13 protein-coding genes and 1 pseudogene are annotated in these 17,788 nt (G+C 43.1%); 8 read left to right on the forward strand and 6 right to left on the reverse strand.

Annotation, left to right across the window (positions count from 1 at the left end; all coding sequences use genetic code 11):
- Positions 1 to 127: 127 nt before the first annotated feature.
- The 3 genes from pepF to H525_RS0120160 all read left to right on the forward strand — a co-directional run bounded on the left by pepF (position 128) and on the right by H525_RS0120160 (position 4,837).
- Positions 128 to 1,945 (forward strand): oligoendopeptidase F, encoded by a 1,818-nt coding sequence (gene pepF / locus H525_RS0120150; RefSeq protein WP_027417675.1) that lies wholly within the window; start codon positions 128 to 130, stop codon positions 1,943 to 1,945.
- Between the two features lie 230 nt (positions 1,946 to 2,175).
- Positions 2,176 to 3,834 (forward strand): N-acetylmuramoyl-L-alanine amidase family protein, encoded by a 1,659-nt coding sequence (locus tag H525_RS25840; protein ID WP_051331189.1) that lies wholly within the window; start codon positions 2,176 to 2,178, stop codon positions 3,832 to 3,834.
- Positions 3,835 to 3,967: 133 nt separating this feature from the next.
- Entirely contained in the window at positions 3,968 to 4,837 is an 870-nt protein-coding gene (locus tag H525_RS0120160) for a YitT family protein (RefSeq protein ID WP_051331190.1), read from the forward strand.
- A gap of 98 nt (positions 4,838 to 4,935) precedes the next feature.
- Here the strand turns inward: H525_RS0120160 and H525_RS0120165 are convergent.
- Both H525_RS0120165 and H525_RS0120170 read right to left on the reverse strand, forming a co-directional pair.
- A pseudogene (locus H525_RS0120165) lies at positions 4,936 to 5,364 on the reverse strand (glycosyl hydrolase family 18 protein); the annotation flags it as partial.
- Between the two features lie 30 nt (positions 5,365 to 5,394).
- Positions 5,395 to 6,861, reverse strand: coding sequence for a recombinase family protein (locus tag H525_RS0120170; protein WP_027417678.1), 1,467 nt, complete (start codon positions 6,859 to 6,861; stop codon positions 5,395 to 5,397).
- 156 nt (positions 6,862 to 7,017) lie between these two features.
- Here H525_RS0120170 and H525_RS24955 point away from each other — a divergent pair, with 156 nt between their 5' ends.
- Positions 7,018 to 7,479 carry a helix-turn-helix domain-containing protein gene (locus H525_RS24955; RefSeq protein WP_051331191.1) on the forward strand — a complete coding sequence of 154 codons (462 nt, stop codon included), beginning with the start codon at positions 7,018 to 7,020 and terminating at the stop codon, positions 7,477 to 7,479.
- Positions 7,480 to 8,037: 558 nt separating this feature from the next.
- Here H525_RS24955 and H525_RS0120180 read toward each other — a convergent pair.
- The 4 genes from H525_RS0120180 to H525_RS0120195 all read right to left on the reverse strand — a co-directional run bounded on the left by H525_RS0120180 (position 8,038) and on the right by H525_RS0120195 (position 13,175).
- Positions 8,038 to 8,544, reverse strand: coding sequence for a carbonic anhydrase (locus H525_RS0120180; protein ID WP_035102127.1), 507 nt, complete (start codon positions 8,542 to 8,544; stop codon positions 8,038 to 8,040).
- Positions 8,545 to 8,580: 36 nt separating this feature from the next.
- Positions 8,581 to 8,946 (reverse strand): Na-translocating system protein MpsC family protein, encoded by a 366-nt coding sequence (locus tag H525_RS0120185; RefSeq protein ID WP_027417680.1) that lies wholly within the window; start codon positions 8,944 to 8,946, stop codon positions 8,581 to 8,583.
- Positions 8,947 to 9,061: 115 nt separating this feature from the next.
- Positions 9,062 to 11,653 (reverse strand): DUF2309 domain-containing protein, encoded by a 2,592-nt coding sequence (locus H525_RS0120190; protein WP_027417681.1) that lies wholly within the window; start codon positions 11,651 to 11,653, stop codon positions 9,062 to 9,064.
- A 4-nt stretch (positions 11,654 to 11,657) separates the two neighbouring features.
- Positions 11,658 to 13,175, reverse strand: coding sequence for an NADH dehydrogenase subunit 5 (locus H525_RS0120195; RefSeq protein ID WP_027417682.1), 1,518 nt, complete (start codon positions 13,173 to 13,175; stop codon positions 11,658 to 11,660).
- 1,025 nt (positions 13,176 to 14,200) lie between these two features.
- Between H525_RS0120195 and H525_RS0120200 the strand changes: the two genes are divergently transcribed.
- The 4 genes from H525_RS0120200 (at position 14,201) to H525_RS25850 (ending at position 17,638) form a co-directional block, all read left to right on the forward strand.
- Positions 14,201 to 14,407 carry a hypothetical protein gene (locus H525_RS0120200; RefSeq protein WP_027417683.1) on the forward strand — a complete coding sequence of 69 codons (207 nt, stop codon included), beginning with the start codon at positions 14,201 to 14,203 and terminating at the stop codon, positions 14,405 to 14,407.
- Positions 14,408 to 14,409: 2 nt separating this feature from the next.
- On the forward strand, positions 14,410 to 15,009 hold the full coding sequence (locus H525_RS0120205) for a type II toxin-antitoxin system PemK/MazF family toxin (protein ID WP_027417684.1): 600 nt from the start codon (positions 14,410 to 14,412) through the stop codon (positions 15,007 to 15,009).
- 572 nt (positions 15,010 to 15,581) lie between these two features.
- Positions 15,582 to 16,370, forward strand: coding sequence for a BRO-N domain-containing protein (locus tag H525_RS25845; protein WP_051331192.1), 789 nt, complete (start codon positions 15,582 to 15,584; stop codon positions 16,368 to 16,370).
- Positions 16,371 to 16,588: 218 nt separating this feature from the next.
- Entirely contained in the window at positions 16,589 to 17,638 is a 1,050-nt protein-coding gene (locus tag H525_RS25850; RefSeq protein WP_051331193.1) for an S-layer homology domain-containing protein, read from the forward strand.
- The last annotated feature ends 150 nt before the right edge of the window (positions 17,639 to 17,788 follow it).

A 17,788-nucleotide genomic window follows, 5' to 3' on the forward strand; every position in this document is an offset into this window, starting at 1 on the left:
AAGCGAAGTCTTATAAAGCGAAGTGTTATAAGGATAGAATGGGTAAGTAATGAAGAAACAACGAAACGGATGTGCACAATCACCATCCCGAAAGGAGGCAGCGGTTTACGTAGGACCGCACAAAACGATGACACAAACATCACATAAAGAATTGCCAAAAAGAAGCGACGTAAATACCGAATTAACCTGGAAGCTTGAAGATATGTTCTCGTCGGATGAGGCATGGGAAGAGGAGTTTAAAAAAGTTAAAGATCTGGTTGAGAAAATAAAGGGTTTCCATGGTAAACTCAGTGAGTCTCCGGCAGTGTTAGCTGACTGTATGAAGGTGTATGAGGAAATGGGGCTCGCTATGGAGCGGGTGTACGTATATGCAAAAATGCGGCGGGATGAAGATAACGGTAATACCAAGTATCAGGCTCTGACGGATCGGGCAGCCTCATTAAACGTCCATGTCTCCAGCGCGATTTCATTTCTTGTACCTGAAATTCTGGACATGCCGGAAGAGAGGCTGGAATCGTTTATCCGCAATGAAAAGCTTGCTGACTATAAATTTTATCTGGAGGAGATCAAGCGCCAGAAGGAGCACGTATTGAGTGCACAGGAGGAAGAGATCATTGCCAGAATGGGGGAAATCGCGCAGGCTCCCCAAAATATTTTTGGGATGTTAAACAATGCGGATATGGTTTTCCCGACCATTAAAGATGAAAACGGGGAAGACATTCAAATTACCCACGGACGTTTTTTGCAGCTCATGGAAAACCAGAATCGCGATGTGCGAAAATCGGCTTTTACCGCCTTGTATGACACATACAAAAAGCAAAAAAATACAATCGCCGCCACGCTTAATGCCAGCGTGAAAAAGGATGTGTTCTATGCAAGGGTCCGCAAATATCCTTCTGCGCTTGCTGCCGCATTAGACGGTGACAATATTCCGATCGATGTATACACGAACCTGATTAAGGCGGTACGCGACAATTTACCGGCGATGTACCGCTACGTTTCGCTGCGCAAAAAACTGCTTGGCGTGGATCAACTGCATATGTACGATTTGTATGTGCCGATGGTTAAGGCGGTCGATTTCAAGGTGGAATACAACGAGGCGATGAATCTGGTGGAACAGGGGCTTGCTCCTCTTGGTGCGGAATATCAAAGCGTTTTAAAAGAGGCGTTCGGGTCCAGATGGATTGATGTATACGAGAATCAGGGAAAAACGAGCGGCGCGTATTCCTGGGGCGCATACGGCACACACCCGTACGTTCTGCTCAACTATCAAAACAATGTAAACAATTTATTTACTCTGGCGCATGAAATGGGCCATGCACTGCACAGCTATTATAGCGACCATAACCAGCCGTACTTGTATGCCCAGTATAAAATTTTTGTGGCGGAGGTTGCATCCACGTGCAACGAGTCTCTGTTGATGAATCATATGCTGAAAATAACGGAAGACCCACGCAAAAGGATGTATCTGCTCAACTATTATCTGGAGCAATTCCGCGGCACTGTGTATCGCCAGACGATGTTTGCCGAATTTGAAAAAATGATCCACGAAAAAGTCGAGCAGGGTGAAGCGTTAACGCCAGAAACGCTTTGCAGTATGTATTACGACCTGAATGTGGACTATTACGGCCCGGACATGGTCGTTGACGAAGACATCAAAATGGAATGGGCACGCATTCCCCACTTCTACAATGAATTTTATGTATACCAGTATGCGACCGGCTTCTCGGCTGCGACAGCTCTTTCCCAGCAAATCCTTAAAGAGGGCCAGCCGGCTGTCGACCGTTACCTTTCCTTCCTAAAGAGCGGCGGGTCGGATTATCCAATTCAGCTTCTGCGCAAAGCGGGTGTGGATATGGCTTCTCCCGAACCGGTAGTCGAAGCCCTGCGCGTATTTGCGGATGTGCTTGAAGAGATGGAAAAACTTGCTGAAGAAATTAAATAATTGATATGAAACGTTCCAACCCTCCGGTGACTCGTAACCGGAGGGTTTTTATGGTTCGATTTACACTAATGATCCAATCAAGAAAAATAGTCCTTATGGCGGGTAACAATTCCATGTATTATCGCGTCTAATTATATTAGGTTTGTCCAAGCGTATATACAGTACATACCACCCTCGTTTCAGAAAGGAGTAGTGTCTCTGGCAACTTAGAAAGGATAAGGGAGCGAAAAATGATTATGAAAAAAATAAGCATACTGCTGTGGCCATTTCTGCTGATATTGCTGTGGATAGGGGTTCCGGCAGCCGTGCACGCCTCATCCCCGTTAACCGTTGTTGTAAACGGAAACGTTATGAAGTCTGATGTTCCGCCGCAGGTGATCAATGACCGGACAGTTGTGCCCATTTATTTCGTCGGCGATGCTTATGGGGTGAAAGTCAGTTGGGATAAGACAACAGGTACCGCTATAGTCGATGACGGAAAAGGCAATATTATAAAATTAAAAAATAACCAGAACAATGCGTATGTCAATGACAAGGCTGTGTGGCTTGATCAGGCCCCGGTTATTATAAATGACCGGATGTTTCTTCCTTTCAGAAACATCGGTGAATTTCTGGGCGCGACAGTTGGTTGGGAAGGATCCTCCAATACGGTAATTGTGAATAAGCCTAAAAAAATAACCGTTAATGGCTCAGATGTTATCGGAGTGAATGTGTATCAATTGCCGTCGGGACATTTTGTCGATATCGGTCCGGTCGCTAAAGTGCTTGGATATGATGTACAAACATCCGGCGGGAAAGTAATTCTCGAGCAAGGAACAGAGAAGTATACACTTAACCCGAGTTCCGGTTATGGAACAGACGGGTACCGGACCATAGACGGTCACTCTGTTATTTCTCCAGAGTTTCTTTCACAACTCATCGACGGAAAAATCAACTGGAACGAGGATCAAACAGTATGCACGCTGGACAAGCTGCAGCATATTAAAGGCATTACACGGACGAGTGCAGGAATCGCCATTCAAACAGACGGACAGATGACTCCAAGCACCTTTACACTTGACAATCCGGATCGCATTGTAATGGACTTTAACCATGCGAAACTCGATTTTGACACTTCAGACGTAAACTCGGCTTTAATGAAAGACATACGTGTGAGTCAGACGAGTGAGTCACCTTACCGTGTCCGTATTGTTATAGATTTATGGTCGCCTGCTATCTATAGCGTTACGACAAATACAGGAGAAACGGATGTAGCGCTGAAAGAGAGCGATTCACCTGTTCCCGCCACAAACCCGGATTCAAACCAGGATCCGAGTGCAGCGCCGACCCCGGCTCCAACAACAGGCTCTGGAAAATACACGATCGTTGTCGATCCAGGGCATGGTGGTAAGGACACGGGCGCCGTCGGAATTGCTGGTAATTATGAAAAAGATTTAACGCTTGCTGTGGCGTTAAAACTGCAGGCGGATTTAGCGAAAAACCCAAATTTCAACGTGATTATGACACGTGAAGCGGACACCTATCCGACATTACAGGACCGTGTTGACATCGCGAATAACGACCACGCGGATTTGTTTTTATCGATTCACGCCAATTCTGCTGTGCCCAGCGCGCATGGAACGGAATCGTATTATACGCGTTCCGACAGCCAGGAATACGCGTCGATTATGTACAACCACCTGATAAATGCTACCGGTTTTACCGATCGTGGATTACGTACCGCTAATTTTTATGTAATAAAATATACTAAAATGCCTGCAACTCTCGTTGAGTTGGGTTTCGTAACGAACTCAGCTGAGAATAAAGAAATGCTTACTTCTGATTTCCAACAGCGAACAGCAGACGCACTTGCAGCTGGTATTACGGAGTATTATAATAAACACCATTAATATACTATTAAGGAAGGTTCTTATCATAGTGAACCTTTCTTTTTTTTGAGCGCATAAGTGCAACTTAGGCTATCGCCTGCGCCTTTGGCCCGGCGTTAGCCAAGTCTTCTTTATTGAAAGAGGAGAGATGAATATGGTATGGAAACGAATACGTCCTTTTATTTTCATTACCTTTGGCAGTTTGTTATATTCGATTGCGGTTAATCTGTTCTTTGTCAGTAATCATCTGGCCCAGGGAGGGATTACCGGCATTTCGATGCTGCTGCACTACTTATTTAACACACCGGTGGGTCTTTTGATTATTGTAATGAATATACCGGTTTTTATCCTGGGATATCTTGTCCTTGGAAAAGGATTTCTTTTACTGAGTGCCTACGGTATGATTAGTACTTCTGTTTTCATTGATGTTACTTCACGCTGGCATATCGCACCCTTACATAACGTCATTCTCGCTCCTATATATGGAGGCATTATTGCGGGGGCGGGTATCGGTTTAATTTTTCGTGTCGGGGGGACGACGGGGGGCGGTGACATTATTGCCCGCGTACTTCAGCAGAAATATCGCACAATCGAAATCGGGAAATTTATGTTTTTGATTGATTTCGCCATTATATCGCTGTCTTCGGCTATCATTGGTATAGAGAAAGCGATGCTAACCATCGTGGCTGTTTTTGTGAGCGCCCGTGTCGTTGACACCCTGCTTTCCGGCCAAACCAAACAGCGAACTGCTCTTATCATTTCCAGCAAGCCGAATGAAATTAATGAACAAATCCAGAAAAGGCTTGTTCGGGGTGTGACCATGCTGCATTCTATGGGGGGATACTCCAAGAGGGAAGGGGAAGTTCTGCTCGTTGTTGTTTCTGTGCACGAGTTAGACAAACTGCGGCGAATTATCCGTGAAGTGGATGAAAGGGCGTTTATCCTCATTTTTGACGCAAAGGAAGTGCACGGCGAGGGATTCAGCATTCCGTCGGCCGTCCGCCAGCATCTGGATGGCGCGTAACCGGGTCCATTCTTATTCATTTACTTATTTATTTGTTTGCTGTGCGAAATAATGAGGGGAAAACAAAAATATAAATGGACCGGCCGCGCGTCTTGTGTTTAGAGTAATTTTCTAATGGTAAACATATCTTCAAGCACAAGCCAATTCTGGGGAAATTCATTACCAAGCACCCAGTAGCTGACGCCGCGCAAACCATAGCGGATAACGAGTTGATAGCGGGCTCTCATACTCCGCGCGTCTTCGAACCAAACGATATGGTCTTTCCCCTCCTTGTCGCGGTAGCTAAAATGAGGCGCCTGCGCTTTCTTATCATATTCAATGGCGGCATTGTTTGCCGCGGCGATATCAATCGCTTCCTGGGGGCTAATGCTTCGGGCGAATTTTCCTCCCTCTACATACGGAAGCGTCCAGTCATACCCATAAAGATTGATTCCCATCATAATCTTATTTGCCGGGATTTGTGAAACGGCAAAACGAATCACATTTTCCACCTGATCAATCGGGGAAACAGGCATAGGAGGTCCTCCTCCCTTGACCATAGGCATACTTTGGTATGTTTAATTAAACTCCATCTCTTTTATGATGACTTTTTTATTCTTACGGTTTTTCCTTTGCTCGTCAGGAAGGTCGAGAACGATCTTCTTGACGAGAATGTAGACCATTTGTTTTTTCTCTTTTGCACTGGCCTTTTCCCACACTTTTTTGGTATTCGTGATAATCTCTATGATTTCATTTTCCGAAAGAGCAGCATGATCGGCTTCGTGCATGTTGAGCTCATTTTTAATGCGCTCCTCTTTCTCCCTCAGCTCATTCACACGCTCCCGTAAATCCTCAATCTCCATGAGTCCCTCGGAAAACAAAATCTGAAACCTTTTGCGCTGCTGCCCGATTTTTTTCAGTTCAGCTTCCAGGTGTTTCGTATTCATTGGAGACTTCTTATGCTTCTTTAGCTCCGATGTTTTGGCAACACTCGAATAGGATTCAATGATGGAGTCTAACTTCTCAACGAAAGACTCTTCCACAAAATAATCGGTGAGGGCAGGGGCGTTACATTTTTTCATCCGGGCATTTTGACAGATGTAACGACGGATGACGTAATCGGAGTTCTTTTTTGTCATGGTGTGGCCAACCATTTTAGCGCCGCATCTGGCGCAGTAGGCTATACCGGAAAAGATATAATCAGAACCGATTTGGCGGGGGTGTTTGGGCTTTTTATTTTCATGTATCCTTTCCGCGGCCTCAAACATTTCTTTATCGATGATTGCGGGGTGGGTATCTTCTAAGAGAATCCAATCCTCGGGGTGATTTACCGTGTGTTTTCCTTCGCGATAATTCCACCGGAGCGCTCCGAAATACGCATGGTTATGTAAGATATGATAAATAGCGGTTCGGCTAAATTCTTTTCCTGATTTGGTTCGGTAACCGAGCTGATTGCATTCGATTGCAATGTTATTCATCCCCACACCATTGAGATACCGGTTAAAAATGTATCGTACAACGACGGCTTCATTCTGATTAATGACCAGCTTTCGATCAACAAGATCATATCCGTAGGGCGGCGGCCCCCCCGGGCGTTTTTCCTGATGCACCATTTGCTCCATACCGAATCGTACACGTTCGGCAAGGTTTTCCCTTTCCCATTGGGCCAGCGCGGCTACAAGCGTCAAAAACAGGCGACCTATAGCGCTTGTCGTGTCATATACCTCGGTTGCACTTTTGAACTTTACCTCGTACTTTTCAAATTCCTGCAGCAACCGGTACAAATCAAGGACCGATCGGGTTAGCCGGTCCAGGCGGTACACCAGAACAATATCAATTTTTTTCTTTCGTATATCGTCCATCATTCGTTGGAGTTCGGGTCTGTTTGTGTCTTTGGCCGAGAAGCCCTCCTCTATATAATAGTCGTACAGATCCCAATCCTGGGATTGCACATACTGCGTGAGCCGTTCTTTCTGCGCGGGGATGGAAAAGCCTTCCTTGGCCTGTTCATCTGTACTAACACGAATATAAATCGCTGTACGCATCAGATACCTCCAATAAGATATGCAAGTAGAGCGTTTGTTCTTATTAAAATTTTCGATTAAGTTTAACGTTTTTCCTGCCAAGGGTACATTTCGCATTTTGAATTTAATAAAAAACATCAGCATTTAGATGTTTATCTTAAATTCCGTAGAGGGGCTTTGTTTGTCTGTTCAGGGTGCAGTACTGCCAATCAACCTGTCTATGATGTAGCGGATCAAAATCGAACATGGCGCCATTTAAATTTTTTTGAATATCCCTGCTACCTTCATTCGGAACTCCCACGGACAAAATGTGAGAAGTGTGGGAAAATTTTAAGAGTAAATGTTCCGTGGGCGATTAATCCTCGCCATTATTTTACGCTGAACTTTGATGCACTCGTTATGACCATGGCAAAGGATATGCCGATGAACGCGATTGCCCGTCTTCTTGGGGAACATGATACCAGGTTATGGCGAATTTTGCATTATTACGTAGAACAAGCGATTGAAGCACAAGATCTTTCTCATGTAACGAAAATCAGCACGGATGAAACGTCATCTAAAAGGGGGCATAATTATATCACCATCTTTATGGATGCGGATCAAAAGGTCGTCATTTGTGCTACGGAAGGTCATGTATAAAGTCATTCCGCTACGCACTACAGCTATTCGCTCTTTGGCAAACAACTGGGTTCGTATTATCTTCGCAATGTGGAAGAATAACACTCCTTATGAGTCACAAATTTTTTCTAAAGCTCAAAAGAAACACTACCAAAATATAGCATAATTCTTTAGATAACTATGCTAAGATTCTTGCACCTATAAAATCGAACATATATTCCTATTGACATAGAGGGTCTTGCCTTGAGCTAATGGCTACTACTGCCTTCACCATTCGGGACTCTAACTCTATAGATAATGCCCATGACGGGCGCACTAACAAGCAGCCAAGCAGGTATACTGCTTGGCTATCAGGTTGTTGAGAAACTGCATATTTAAAAGCAAAGTGTATAACGGTGTATAAAATGCCATGAAAAACCATTTCCATAAAATTATGGCATAAAATTAGAAGTTGCACTCCGTGCAGGATATTTTTGCATCATTTAAGAGCTCCCTTTTACTATATAATAGAAAAGGAGATGCACTTGTGTTTGAGAAAACAAAAAGTCATGAGTGTGCGGGCGTATTTCATCAATTTACTTATGAAACTTTTAGTTCTGATAGATTCCCATTCGATTTGTCCATGACGATTCCGCGAACGTTCACATTGGATGGAATAAGTGGATGATTTCGAATGATCTGGACACTTGTTTGTACACCATCCGTTATCGTTTTGCTGCCCTCTAACCATTCACGCATAGAGGTCTCAGGAAATTCAGGCATACAAGCTTTAAATAGATAATCTAATACTTCTCTTTGTTTTCGTAATTCTTCTTTTTCATAAATTTTGTCCAATACTTCTTGCATATTAACTGCATTTGTTGGTTTGCCTTTTGTGCCGACTACATAAATTTCCTCAACGTTTTCCTCATACACCAAAAGGATGATATCTCGCATGAGATCACTATAGGGTTCTGTGATAACAGGACCATAAATTTGTAACACTAACATATCATCAGAATGGATATTGAACGCTTTTTGTAACAGTTCTATTGTGTTATCCATTCCTATAATAAATAAGCTTTTATTTGTTTCTTCTTTAATCATTTCATTCACCCCTATAATAAAATTATATGAATCGATTTATGAAAATTGGGTTTCCAAATTCTTTGCAAGTTTAAAAACCATGAGTCGTTCTCCCGTATGTGTACTAATATCGGTGTGGAAACTGGCGACCTCTTGCCCTGTAATTGTCATGATGATTTCTTTTAATTGTTCAATCCCCGATTCTACCAAGCCATTTCGGTTGTTTTTTACGGATAACATTCCATCTTTATCTTTGCATAAGGAATATTCAGCGGGAGTCAAGATGTGATGCAATTGAACAATAATCATGTCTCGTAAGATATCGGATTTTACGGATGCCGAGCCAACCCCCAAGTAATTTTTTTCCCATTGTGTTAATGCTTTACTGATTTCAGCTTCTATAGCCCCTTTTGATTTACTCATACTTATTTTCTTATCCCTCTTTCATAAAAGTGACCTAATCAAGGAACACATTGGTATAGTATTGGAAAAACCAATCCTTTCTAACCATGCTCCCAGTCGATTGGTGGGAAAGATATCATGACCAACTTTCCCAATTTCCTTCTGGATCTATGGATGCAAGCCGAATCCATCCGTTTTGGACTTTTTGACGAAACTCAGGCACTTGTTCCAACAACCGCTCCACGTACTTTCTTGGCGCTTGAATCACCACCAACAAACGCAAGGGTTCATGGTACATTTCGTCATCCGATTGTGCGACAGACTGCCAAGGAAGTCCCGTCAATAAGTCGCTGGCGTTCCCCTGCATAACACCAATCCCAGAGGTTACGGTTTGAGTCGCTTTATTCCCGCTCCCGTAATAATGAGGGGCAACGGTAGATGCGTAATATTGCAGATTAATCCATTGAGCAACCGTTACCGGACCCGTAATGATGTTGGAAAGCAACGTGCCGGTCCTATCCTTTTGCCAGTCGTAGGTTTGGAGAAACGCTCTTCCATCCAAGTTGCAATTTCGGGTAAGTGTACGACTTCCAATGATAAAGGAGGCGTTACGCGCTAACCCCCATTCTGGTCGTATCTCACTCCAATCCTCAGCAAAGCGTTGTGCCTCTGCCTTTGGATTTTTGAGCTGTGTGCGAATGTTTGGTAAGCGTGAGAGCCGTTCTGCATTTGCCTTCTCACTCACCCTTTGCATCGTAGATTCAATTTTATCCAAAGCTTCTTGCGCTGCAGGAGAAAGTGTGGGAACATACAGCCAACGGAGCGTATCCAGTGATGTGATATGTTCGGCAGCCGCAAATAAGGTATCATCGGGAATCTCAATACCCTCAGTTTTAAGTGCTTGCCTGACGCTTGGCAGATTGCATAAGGTCGCAAGTACCCGGGCATTGAATCCACTTGACGTTCCTCCACATGCCCCACAATCCAAAGATGAAGCATAAGCATTATTGGTGCTGTGGCTACCGTGACCGCAAATAACCACCAAAGGAGCGAAACGCTCGGTAAGCCCCATCATTTTTAGAGCTTGCCGTACATAGTACACTTTTTCTTTCTCGGAAAAACCAATCGTTAACTCCGTTCCCGTAGTGTGTGTCTGACTGAGTGTGAGTTCTGTTGAAGGTTTACGGAGCCATGTTTTCCGAAGTCTGCGCAAGGAAATTCCTATGCCCCTTGGAACAAAGCAACGAGCCAAGGTCTGTAAACAAAGCCAAGGTCCGCTAATCTCTGGCAGTACGAGACTTGTAAACATGTTGTGTTTCATTGCGTGAAACGTAAAACTGAGAGAATTAGCCGCCTGTTGTCTCTGAAGATAGGAGTCATAGTCCTTATCATGTAACATTTCTTTGACTTTGTATTTGGGCTGAAACATCACTGGTAACGAGTTATGGTTGTGTTGGCTCCCAAGTGTACGGATTTGAATCGGAAGTCCGAAAAAACCAGCTGTCCCAAACGTTTCAAAAGGACCTTCCTGTTCAAGGTGGCGACGAAATGGCTCAGAACGTGTATCAATACAAAATACAAATTGCGCCAATGCAGGCAGCATAGATTTGATTTCTGTGTGTGCTTGAGATGTGATCCTCTTCTTAACACTTTCTTCGTAGGTTTGTTCCCAAGCTTCCAGCCAAAGCCGATTCTGTACCGTTTTATCGAAACGGTAAGCAAGAGTCAACCGTGCTTTTAATTCGGAATAGGATACCTTCGTCCATTCGTGAATTGGCAGGTCCCCCCATTGTACACAGGCAGCAATCAATGATTCTAAAAGTATGGATTGCTTTGTTCGTTCCTTCGACAAAGGAAGATACGGATTGAGGAAGGCCCACTCCATGCAAATTCGAACAGCCAAATATTCCATAAGCAGGGAACGTTCTCGATCGTTTTGTTGGGAACGCCAAAGCATCATCCCTGCCCACCCAGGCATGGCAAGCAAATGGGCTTCCAGGTAACCTTGTATATTCGACTCAGGGATTTCAAGTTTCAACAGAACTTCTTGTAATGCCTGGTCCGCTCCACTCGGCAGTCCTACCAGTTGTTTCCGTACGACGGATGGTATTGCTGGGTCAAACTGAACAAATCTCTTCCACGCTTGGTAGAATCCTTTTTCTCGTTGGGGCATGGACCAAACCGCTTGGGATTCATCCAAGAATAATTTGCACCACTTGATACAATGGCGATTGAGATTGGAAGCTACCTCTTTCATCCCATCCTGTTCCAAACGCTGACTGTAGGTTCGTACAACATCTGGTTTGGTAATCTGGGGTTTAAACCGGTTTAGTCGTTTTGCCAACCGTTTTACCTCAGGTGTTGTCAGAAGTTTCGAAGATGGCGCATTTAGTAAAGCAGCCAGGCAGAACCGTTCGGCAACTTTTCGCGGTAGGTTTAACGACTGAGAATCAAGCCATTTTTGAAGACCCATTTCAAGAAACGACATGTGAATCTCGCCATGATTCCACGCAGACTGGAATACGAAATCGCTCGGATATATATCTACATCACACGTCTCTTTGAATCGTCGTGCCACTTGCTCAAAAGAGTACCGCTCCAATCCCATCCACGGGTGACGTGCCGCAAATGTTTGTATAGGGCCAAGAGGTGCGATTACTTCACTCGCGGATTTCACATACTGCTCAATTTCTTGAATTTGGAAACCTGATTTCTTTTTTACCTGCACTAGATTACCTCCTCGATATGGATTTTATTAGATATGTTGGATGGGTTTCGACGGAATCGTTTTGAGGTTCACTCAAATGCACAAGCCATAAATAAAAAATGGCAAAAGACGTTGATGACTGCCGACGAACGAACCACGATCCTATAAAGCTTCCAAGGAACAATAGAAACATAAGCAAAGTACCCGATAATATTGGCGGTTGAAATCCTTTTTGTATGGTTGCCTGTAACACTAGATAAAAGGCGGTATGGGTCATGTAAAATACGACTGCAACTCCTGCAAATAGGGAAGCCCCTGCAATACGCCCAATGCGGCCATACCCTTGAGCCACAAGTTTTGTCCATGCCAATGATACAGACCAACCTAAGAATATGGCACTTACCAATTGATACACGTCACCGCGGGACGTAAGCCAAACAACTATACCCACGATAAGCCCTAGTACAACGCCAATGACGTTCCAAAAAAGGGAATATGGTACATTGCGAGATAGGGGTTTATCGTGCTGGATTGCAGAACCAGCTCGTAAGAACAAAGTCGCTTTGAAGACTCCGTGTAATATGGCGTGAGCAATCGCTGCCCAATATGCACCTAATGCACACTGAATTAACATGAAACCCATTTGTGCCATCGTAGATCCTACGAGTTGTCGTTTATAATCCACCTGAACCAACATGATTCCGCTCCCCATCAGGACTGAAAGGCTACACCACACGAGCAAAACCATCTGTGCCGCACTGTCGTTAAAATTTGGAGCAAAAAGAGTCAGCAGAAGTCCTCCGGCATTCACAATGCCCGCATGCATGATAGCGGAAATTGGTGTGGGAGCCACGACCGAATCAAACAACCAGCGTTGGAACGGCCATTGAGCGGCTGGAATCATGACAGCTATGACAAGAAGTAGATTGATAGATGTCCTCTCCCATGAACTGAGCTTTGCAAGACTGGTTGGAGTTAGAACAAGTGACAACTGCCAATGACCTGTAACGTTCGCTACCCAAAGTATCGCGGCGAGTAAGATAAGCCAACTCATTAAAAACAGTCGCCCGGAAAGAAAAGCTGCATTTCGGGCTACATACCACTCTTTTTTCAAACGGATGAGCCACGTGAGTCCAAGAAGTGTAGCTCCCCAACAGACCAAAAGCCACCGTAGATCGTCGCTTAGCCAAGCAACGGAATCCGCAACCGTAGTGAAGGTAAGAAGCGCAAAATAGGTTCGGTACGAACGATCACCCAGTAAGTAATGAACCGAGTAACGCTGTACAAATAAACCAATGGTAAGGACGAATAATGCAATGAGCCAGGATAATGAATCAAACCGCCAAGGACCAAAAAAGACATTTCTATGACCAAAAACAAGAGCTAATAAAGCAACTATTGGCGGTAACGATATAAGGCCGATATGAATTCGAACAAAAGTTACGGGAACCCGAGGGTATAACAGAAATATCGCGCTAAGCAAAGAAACTGCAAGTACGATAAAAAATGCGGTTGGGAATAAAACAAAGCTAAGGCCTACCATCCGGTTTTCCCCCTTGGAAGAACTGGATGAAAGCAACAAAAATACTAAAACTAGAAATAACCATTCGTATCATTTTAAAAACGTTCCTTTCCTCGTTTAACCCCTTTTTTTCAAATAAAAAAACCGACAAATCCAGAATTCATGGTCTTATAACCATTAATCTCTGGAACTTGTCGGTTTACTGTCAACTAACCAATTGGTTTTTTGAAAAGTCTACCTGCTCTTCCATATTGAATTGCATTCGAAACTGCGTAAATATCTTAACACCATTCATAATAGATTTCATGAATAGAGTATACGTAAGGATTCCACTTAATGAGTTTCTGCCTATATTCTAGTACTTATTGTATACCCCGTCAAGGGTTTAATAAAACCAATTAAAAATCCCATCCTTTCTTTGTCATGGGAGCTTTGCAGGTTATTCTGTTCTTATTTATGAATATCCACGCCTGTTTATGTATTAATATACATCAATTACAAAGAGGCACAATTGCGGAATCCTGCTCGATAGTTAAATAAAATAGAAAAACACAAGTAAAAAACCCCTCTAGGTAGAGGGGGGGATCTTTAATTAATATATATCCATAAATGTTTCTGAAAATACAGTTAAAACAAGTTTATCGACACTCTGGCAGCCAAGCAGGTATACTGATTGGCTGTTTACATATTTATGAATTAGCCGAGAACACTCATGACTGAAGTCACGAGTGTTCTCGGCTAATTCATAAAAATTCCTTTTCTGTATCGTGTTCAAAAATGGATAAAAAATATTCAACGTATTTGTGCTCAAAACAAGCAAATCCGTAACTCTAAAAGATAAATCGGTCAAAAAGTCTGAAAATGTAATATAATCTATTATTGTATGCTAAATATTTACATGGTATGATATATTAAATAAAAAAACTGGCGAACGATTTTTAATCTATTAGGCTATGTTCTCTATTAAAATGAATGAATAGAGAACATATGGCTAATTAATTGGACAAGCAGCCCTATGCTATTCTTCTTAAAGGAGATGATAGTGTATGTGCGATGAAAAAGGGAAGGGTGATGATAATATGTTAGTTTCCCCCACTAAAGCAAAAAACCTAAAAAGAAAAGTTACGCGTGGATATCGTTCAAACCTTTTGGCTAAAGCTACACCCGAACAACTACGTGTCGCTAATGAAATGGCTAAAAAAAGCCGTGGAATCAGCAATCTGACATATAGAGATGTTTACGGGGAGGATTAAAGGTGTTCAGAGATAAAGATAACTGGTTTTTTATTGAACGCGGAAAAGTATTCCAGGCTGCTATGTATTATCTTTCTGATACAAAGCGGCCTTTATCTTTTTTCATACCCGATAATGATGACAAATATCGTGGTACAATATTCGGAATGGACGGAGATTTTTCTCCAGAATTTAAAGATGGTAAATACTCTGCTAAAGAACACGAAGTTATATTTAAAATAAAGCCAAGACCAGTAGTTATTGTATCAAACGATACAAATAATCAATCAGACTATGAATATGTTCAAATTGCTCCGATAATGGGATTGTCAGAAGACGACAAACAAAATGGTCAGTTTTATACCGAGTTAAAAGAAGATAGGCATCCTTTATTTGTTTTTCTTCCCGAAAACTGTACAAAAGGAATCTCAAAAGAGTCATACATAGATGTTAGTGAATTAACATCTATACATAAGAGCCTCCTTTTAAAAATGGAAGGAAAATTACCGAACGAAAGAATAGAAATGACAGAGCAACGTATATTAGACTGGTTAGATATCGGAGAGAAGGTAGAGGATGATGAAACAACCCCTAATTCTAACAGCTTTGAAAATATGAAATGAAAGAAAAAGGGGCTGACCAAAAAGAACGTACCTTGATGATACGCTCTTTTTGGTTTAAGGATTCTTTAATCCGTGATTATAAATTCAAATCCAATAGGCATTTTTCTAACTGAAGGCGATGCTTCTTCTAAAGTATCAGATAATTATCGACACTATAACAATGCGCATAACTGCATAATTACTCATTCTGAGACTACCTTTTCGGTGGTCTTTTTTGATGGAAAAATTATTATTTAACCTTCTTGACTTCTTGAAGTCTTGAATTATATGATTTAGATATCAAGGAGGTGAATATTATAAAAACGCTAACGTTACGAATGGATGATGAACTCCATAAACAGATAAAACTCAAAACTGTAATGGAGGAATGCACCATTCAAGACTATATCATGTCACTGATTAAGAAAGACCTGCAACAAGACGAACAAAAAGCAAAATAAAAAGGGAAGTCGCATCCCCACCAAGAGAGTCGACTTCCCTTCACATCAGCACAACCCTCCGAAGAGGTTGCCTTATTATTATAACAAGGGAATCCTCCTAACGGCAAGGGTTGTCAAATAAGAGGAATACCTATGAATAAGCTTGAGAAAATTTTCAGTTATCAAGGTCAATCCGTTAGAGTGATTATAAAAGATGGAGAGCCATGGTGGGTTTCAAAGGACGTATGTGATGCTTTATCAATCGCTCGTACACAGATTAGAAGACTAGACGATGATGAAAAGGGTGTGCATTTAATGCACACCCCTGGCGGACAGCAAGATATTGCCATTGTAAATGAATACGGTCTTTACTCTCTTATTCTTGGCAGCCGTAAACCCGAAGCAAAAGTCTTCAAACGCTGGATTACACATGAAGTTCTCCTAGCCATCCGCACAACAGGGGAATATAGTGTCATACAGAAACCCACTGTACCGGCTCTGGCTATCCAAAAGCCTAGCCACACGAATTCGAAAATACGAGAGGCGAAACAACTTTTTGCTATTCTCCGTGAAAATCAGTATGTGATGACACCTGAAGCACACCATGCCATTCTCTCTCACGTCACGGAATTACTCACGGGTAAGCCATTATCTCAACCGATGCCCGAAGAAAGTATTCAAGTACCCATAAAATCATGGAAGAGAGATAGTAAACGCCCACCTGCCAATGAGTTCTGGCGATTCATTTGTGATCTTTCAGATGAAATCGGAGTGGCTCGTCCACGGACGAAGGATTTGGGTGAATGGTGGGAGCATGCGTTACAACAAATGGATGAGAAATGGCTTGATTTGCTGTCGGAGAAACTTGATAACTCATCCAATTGGGTGCTCCAATTTTTAAAGAAAAAGTTGGAACAACACAAACAAAACCATTTGAATTAATTAACAGCCGGTGGAGTGAAGTAGCTCCACCCATTCTGTTTAAGGAGGTGACATTCAGTGTCCTGTCTGAACCGTGAAACTTTCAAAAACGCGAACTTTTTATGTACTGTTTTTCTTAAAATTCCATTGTAAAATAGTAGTGTGTAAAAAATTGTATAACGACTTCAAGAGGCCACTGCCATTGATATCATACATATTCAAGCAAAGGAGGCATTACGATGAAACGTGCGTTAAAAATGGCTACGTTTGGCACAATCGTTGCGGCAACAGCCTTTACCCCGCTGTTCGCCTACGCGGAATCCTTTAAAGATATTCCAGCCAACCACTGGGCGAAAAATACCATTACGTGGGGAACGCAAAACCATGTCGTACACGGCTACCCGGATGGCACCTTCCATCCGGATAATCAGGTAAGCGAAGACGAATTCCTTGCCATGCTTGTCAATTCGTTTGCCGGGGTACAAGCGAAAACCGATGCCCGTTGGGACAGCGGCTATTACACGTATGCTGTGAAGATGAACTACCCAACCCAGGGAGCTGCAAATGAAACGGCACGGGGGTGGAAAATCAACCGCGGTCAAGTGGCGGAAATTCTCGCCGGAGCCACTGGGGTGAACTACACAGGAGATGACGCCGTGAAATACCTACTGGCAAAAGGATTAGCAAAGGGGAAAGATCCAAGCCAGGTCAGCATCGAAGCATATAAGGCTAGCGATTACCTGACACGCGCGGAAGCTGTGCAGTTTATCAAAACGGCGAAACAGCAGGGCCTAACCGAGCTGAAAGCCCGCCCGGCTCAACCGTCTGATCCGGCGCTGATCCCACCGCTGCCACAACCGGCACCACCCGTGCCTCAACCTGCGCCACAGCCAACGAATCCCACGATTGAACAAAACCTTGAACGTGCAGCAAATGCATTACAAAACTCGAACGTCCCTGATGGCACAATAGCCAAATATGCACGGCTGCTGTATCAATCCGCGAAGGGAGCCGTGGTGGAAGGCGACAAGGTGAAAATCACGTTGCCACCCATCGAAAAGGGCTATTTAATAACCATCGGCTGGGGAACAGGGCATGTGGATTACGGAACGAATACCAAGAATCCGGTGGTCCCCTCAACGGTAGAAATTCCGAAGACCAATTTTTTTGGTATGGGAGTATATTACCAGGGGCACGGTACATCAGGGGTTGGTGATGCCTATGCTTACTATAACAACATCAATGGAATAAAGGTAAATGACATTCTAATTGAAAACTTTCAGAAGTAGGTTTAAACCGCATCTCATGGAGGTGCGGTATTTTTTTACCCAATTAAAGAGAGGAGATGATAAAATGCAGAGAAAAAAAACGATTCGAAAATGGGGCAGTCTTCTTACGGCGGCAAGCCTTCTGGTTCTCCAGCCTGTCACAGCGCTGGC

The organism is Aneurinibacillus terranovensis DSM 18919, assembly GCF_000430625.1.
Classification (GTDB): Bacteria; Bacillota; Bacilli; order Aneurinibacillales; family Aneurinibacillaceae; genus Aneurinibacillus_B; species Aneurinibacillus_B terranovensis.

Coding starts and splice junctions, on each gene's coding strand:
- H525_RS0120200 (WP_027417683.1), top strand. CDS start 14,201: ATGTGCGATGAAAAAGGGAAGGGTGATGATAATATGTTAGTTTCCCCC.
- H525_RS0120180 (WP_035102127.1), bottom strand. CDS start 8,544: ATGATTAAAGAAGAAACAAATAAAAGCTTATTTATTATAGGAATGGAT.
- H525_RS25840 (WP_051331189.1), top strand. CDS start 2,176: ATGATTATGAAAAAAATAAGCATACTGCTGTGGCCATTTCTGCTGATA.
- H525_RS0120185 (WP_027417680.1), bottom strand. CDS start 8,946: ATGAGTAAATCAAAAGGGGCTATAGAAGCTGAAATCAGTAAAGCATTA.
- H525_RS0120195 (WP_027417682.1), bottom strand. CDS start 13,175: ATGGTAGGCCTTAGCTTTGTTTTATTCCCAACCGCATTTTTTATCGTA.
- H525_RS0120170 (WP_027417678.1), bottom strand. CDS start 6,861: ATGCGTACAGCGATTTATATTCGTGTTAGTACAGATGAACAGGCCAAG.
- H525_RS0120160 (WP_051331190.1), top strand. CDS start 3,968: ATGGTATGGAAACGAATACGTCCTTTTATTTTCATTACCTTTGGCAGT.
- H525_RS25845 (WP_051331192.1), top strand. CDS start 15,582: ATGAATAAGCTTGAGAAAATTTTCAGTTATCAAGGTCAATCCGTTAGA.
- H525_RS25850 (WP_051331193.1), top strand. CDS start 16,589: ATGAAACGTGCGTTAAAAATGGCTACGTTTGGCACAATCGTTGCGGCA.
- pepF (WP_027417675.1), top strand. CDS start 128: ATGACACAAACATCACATAAAGAATTGCCAAAAAGAAGCGACGTAAAT.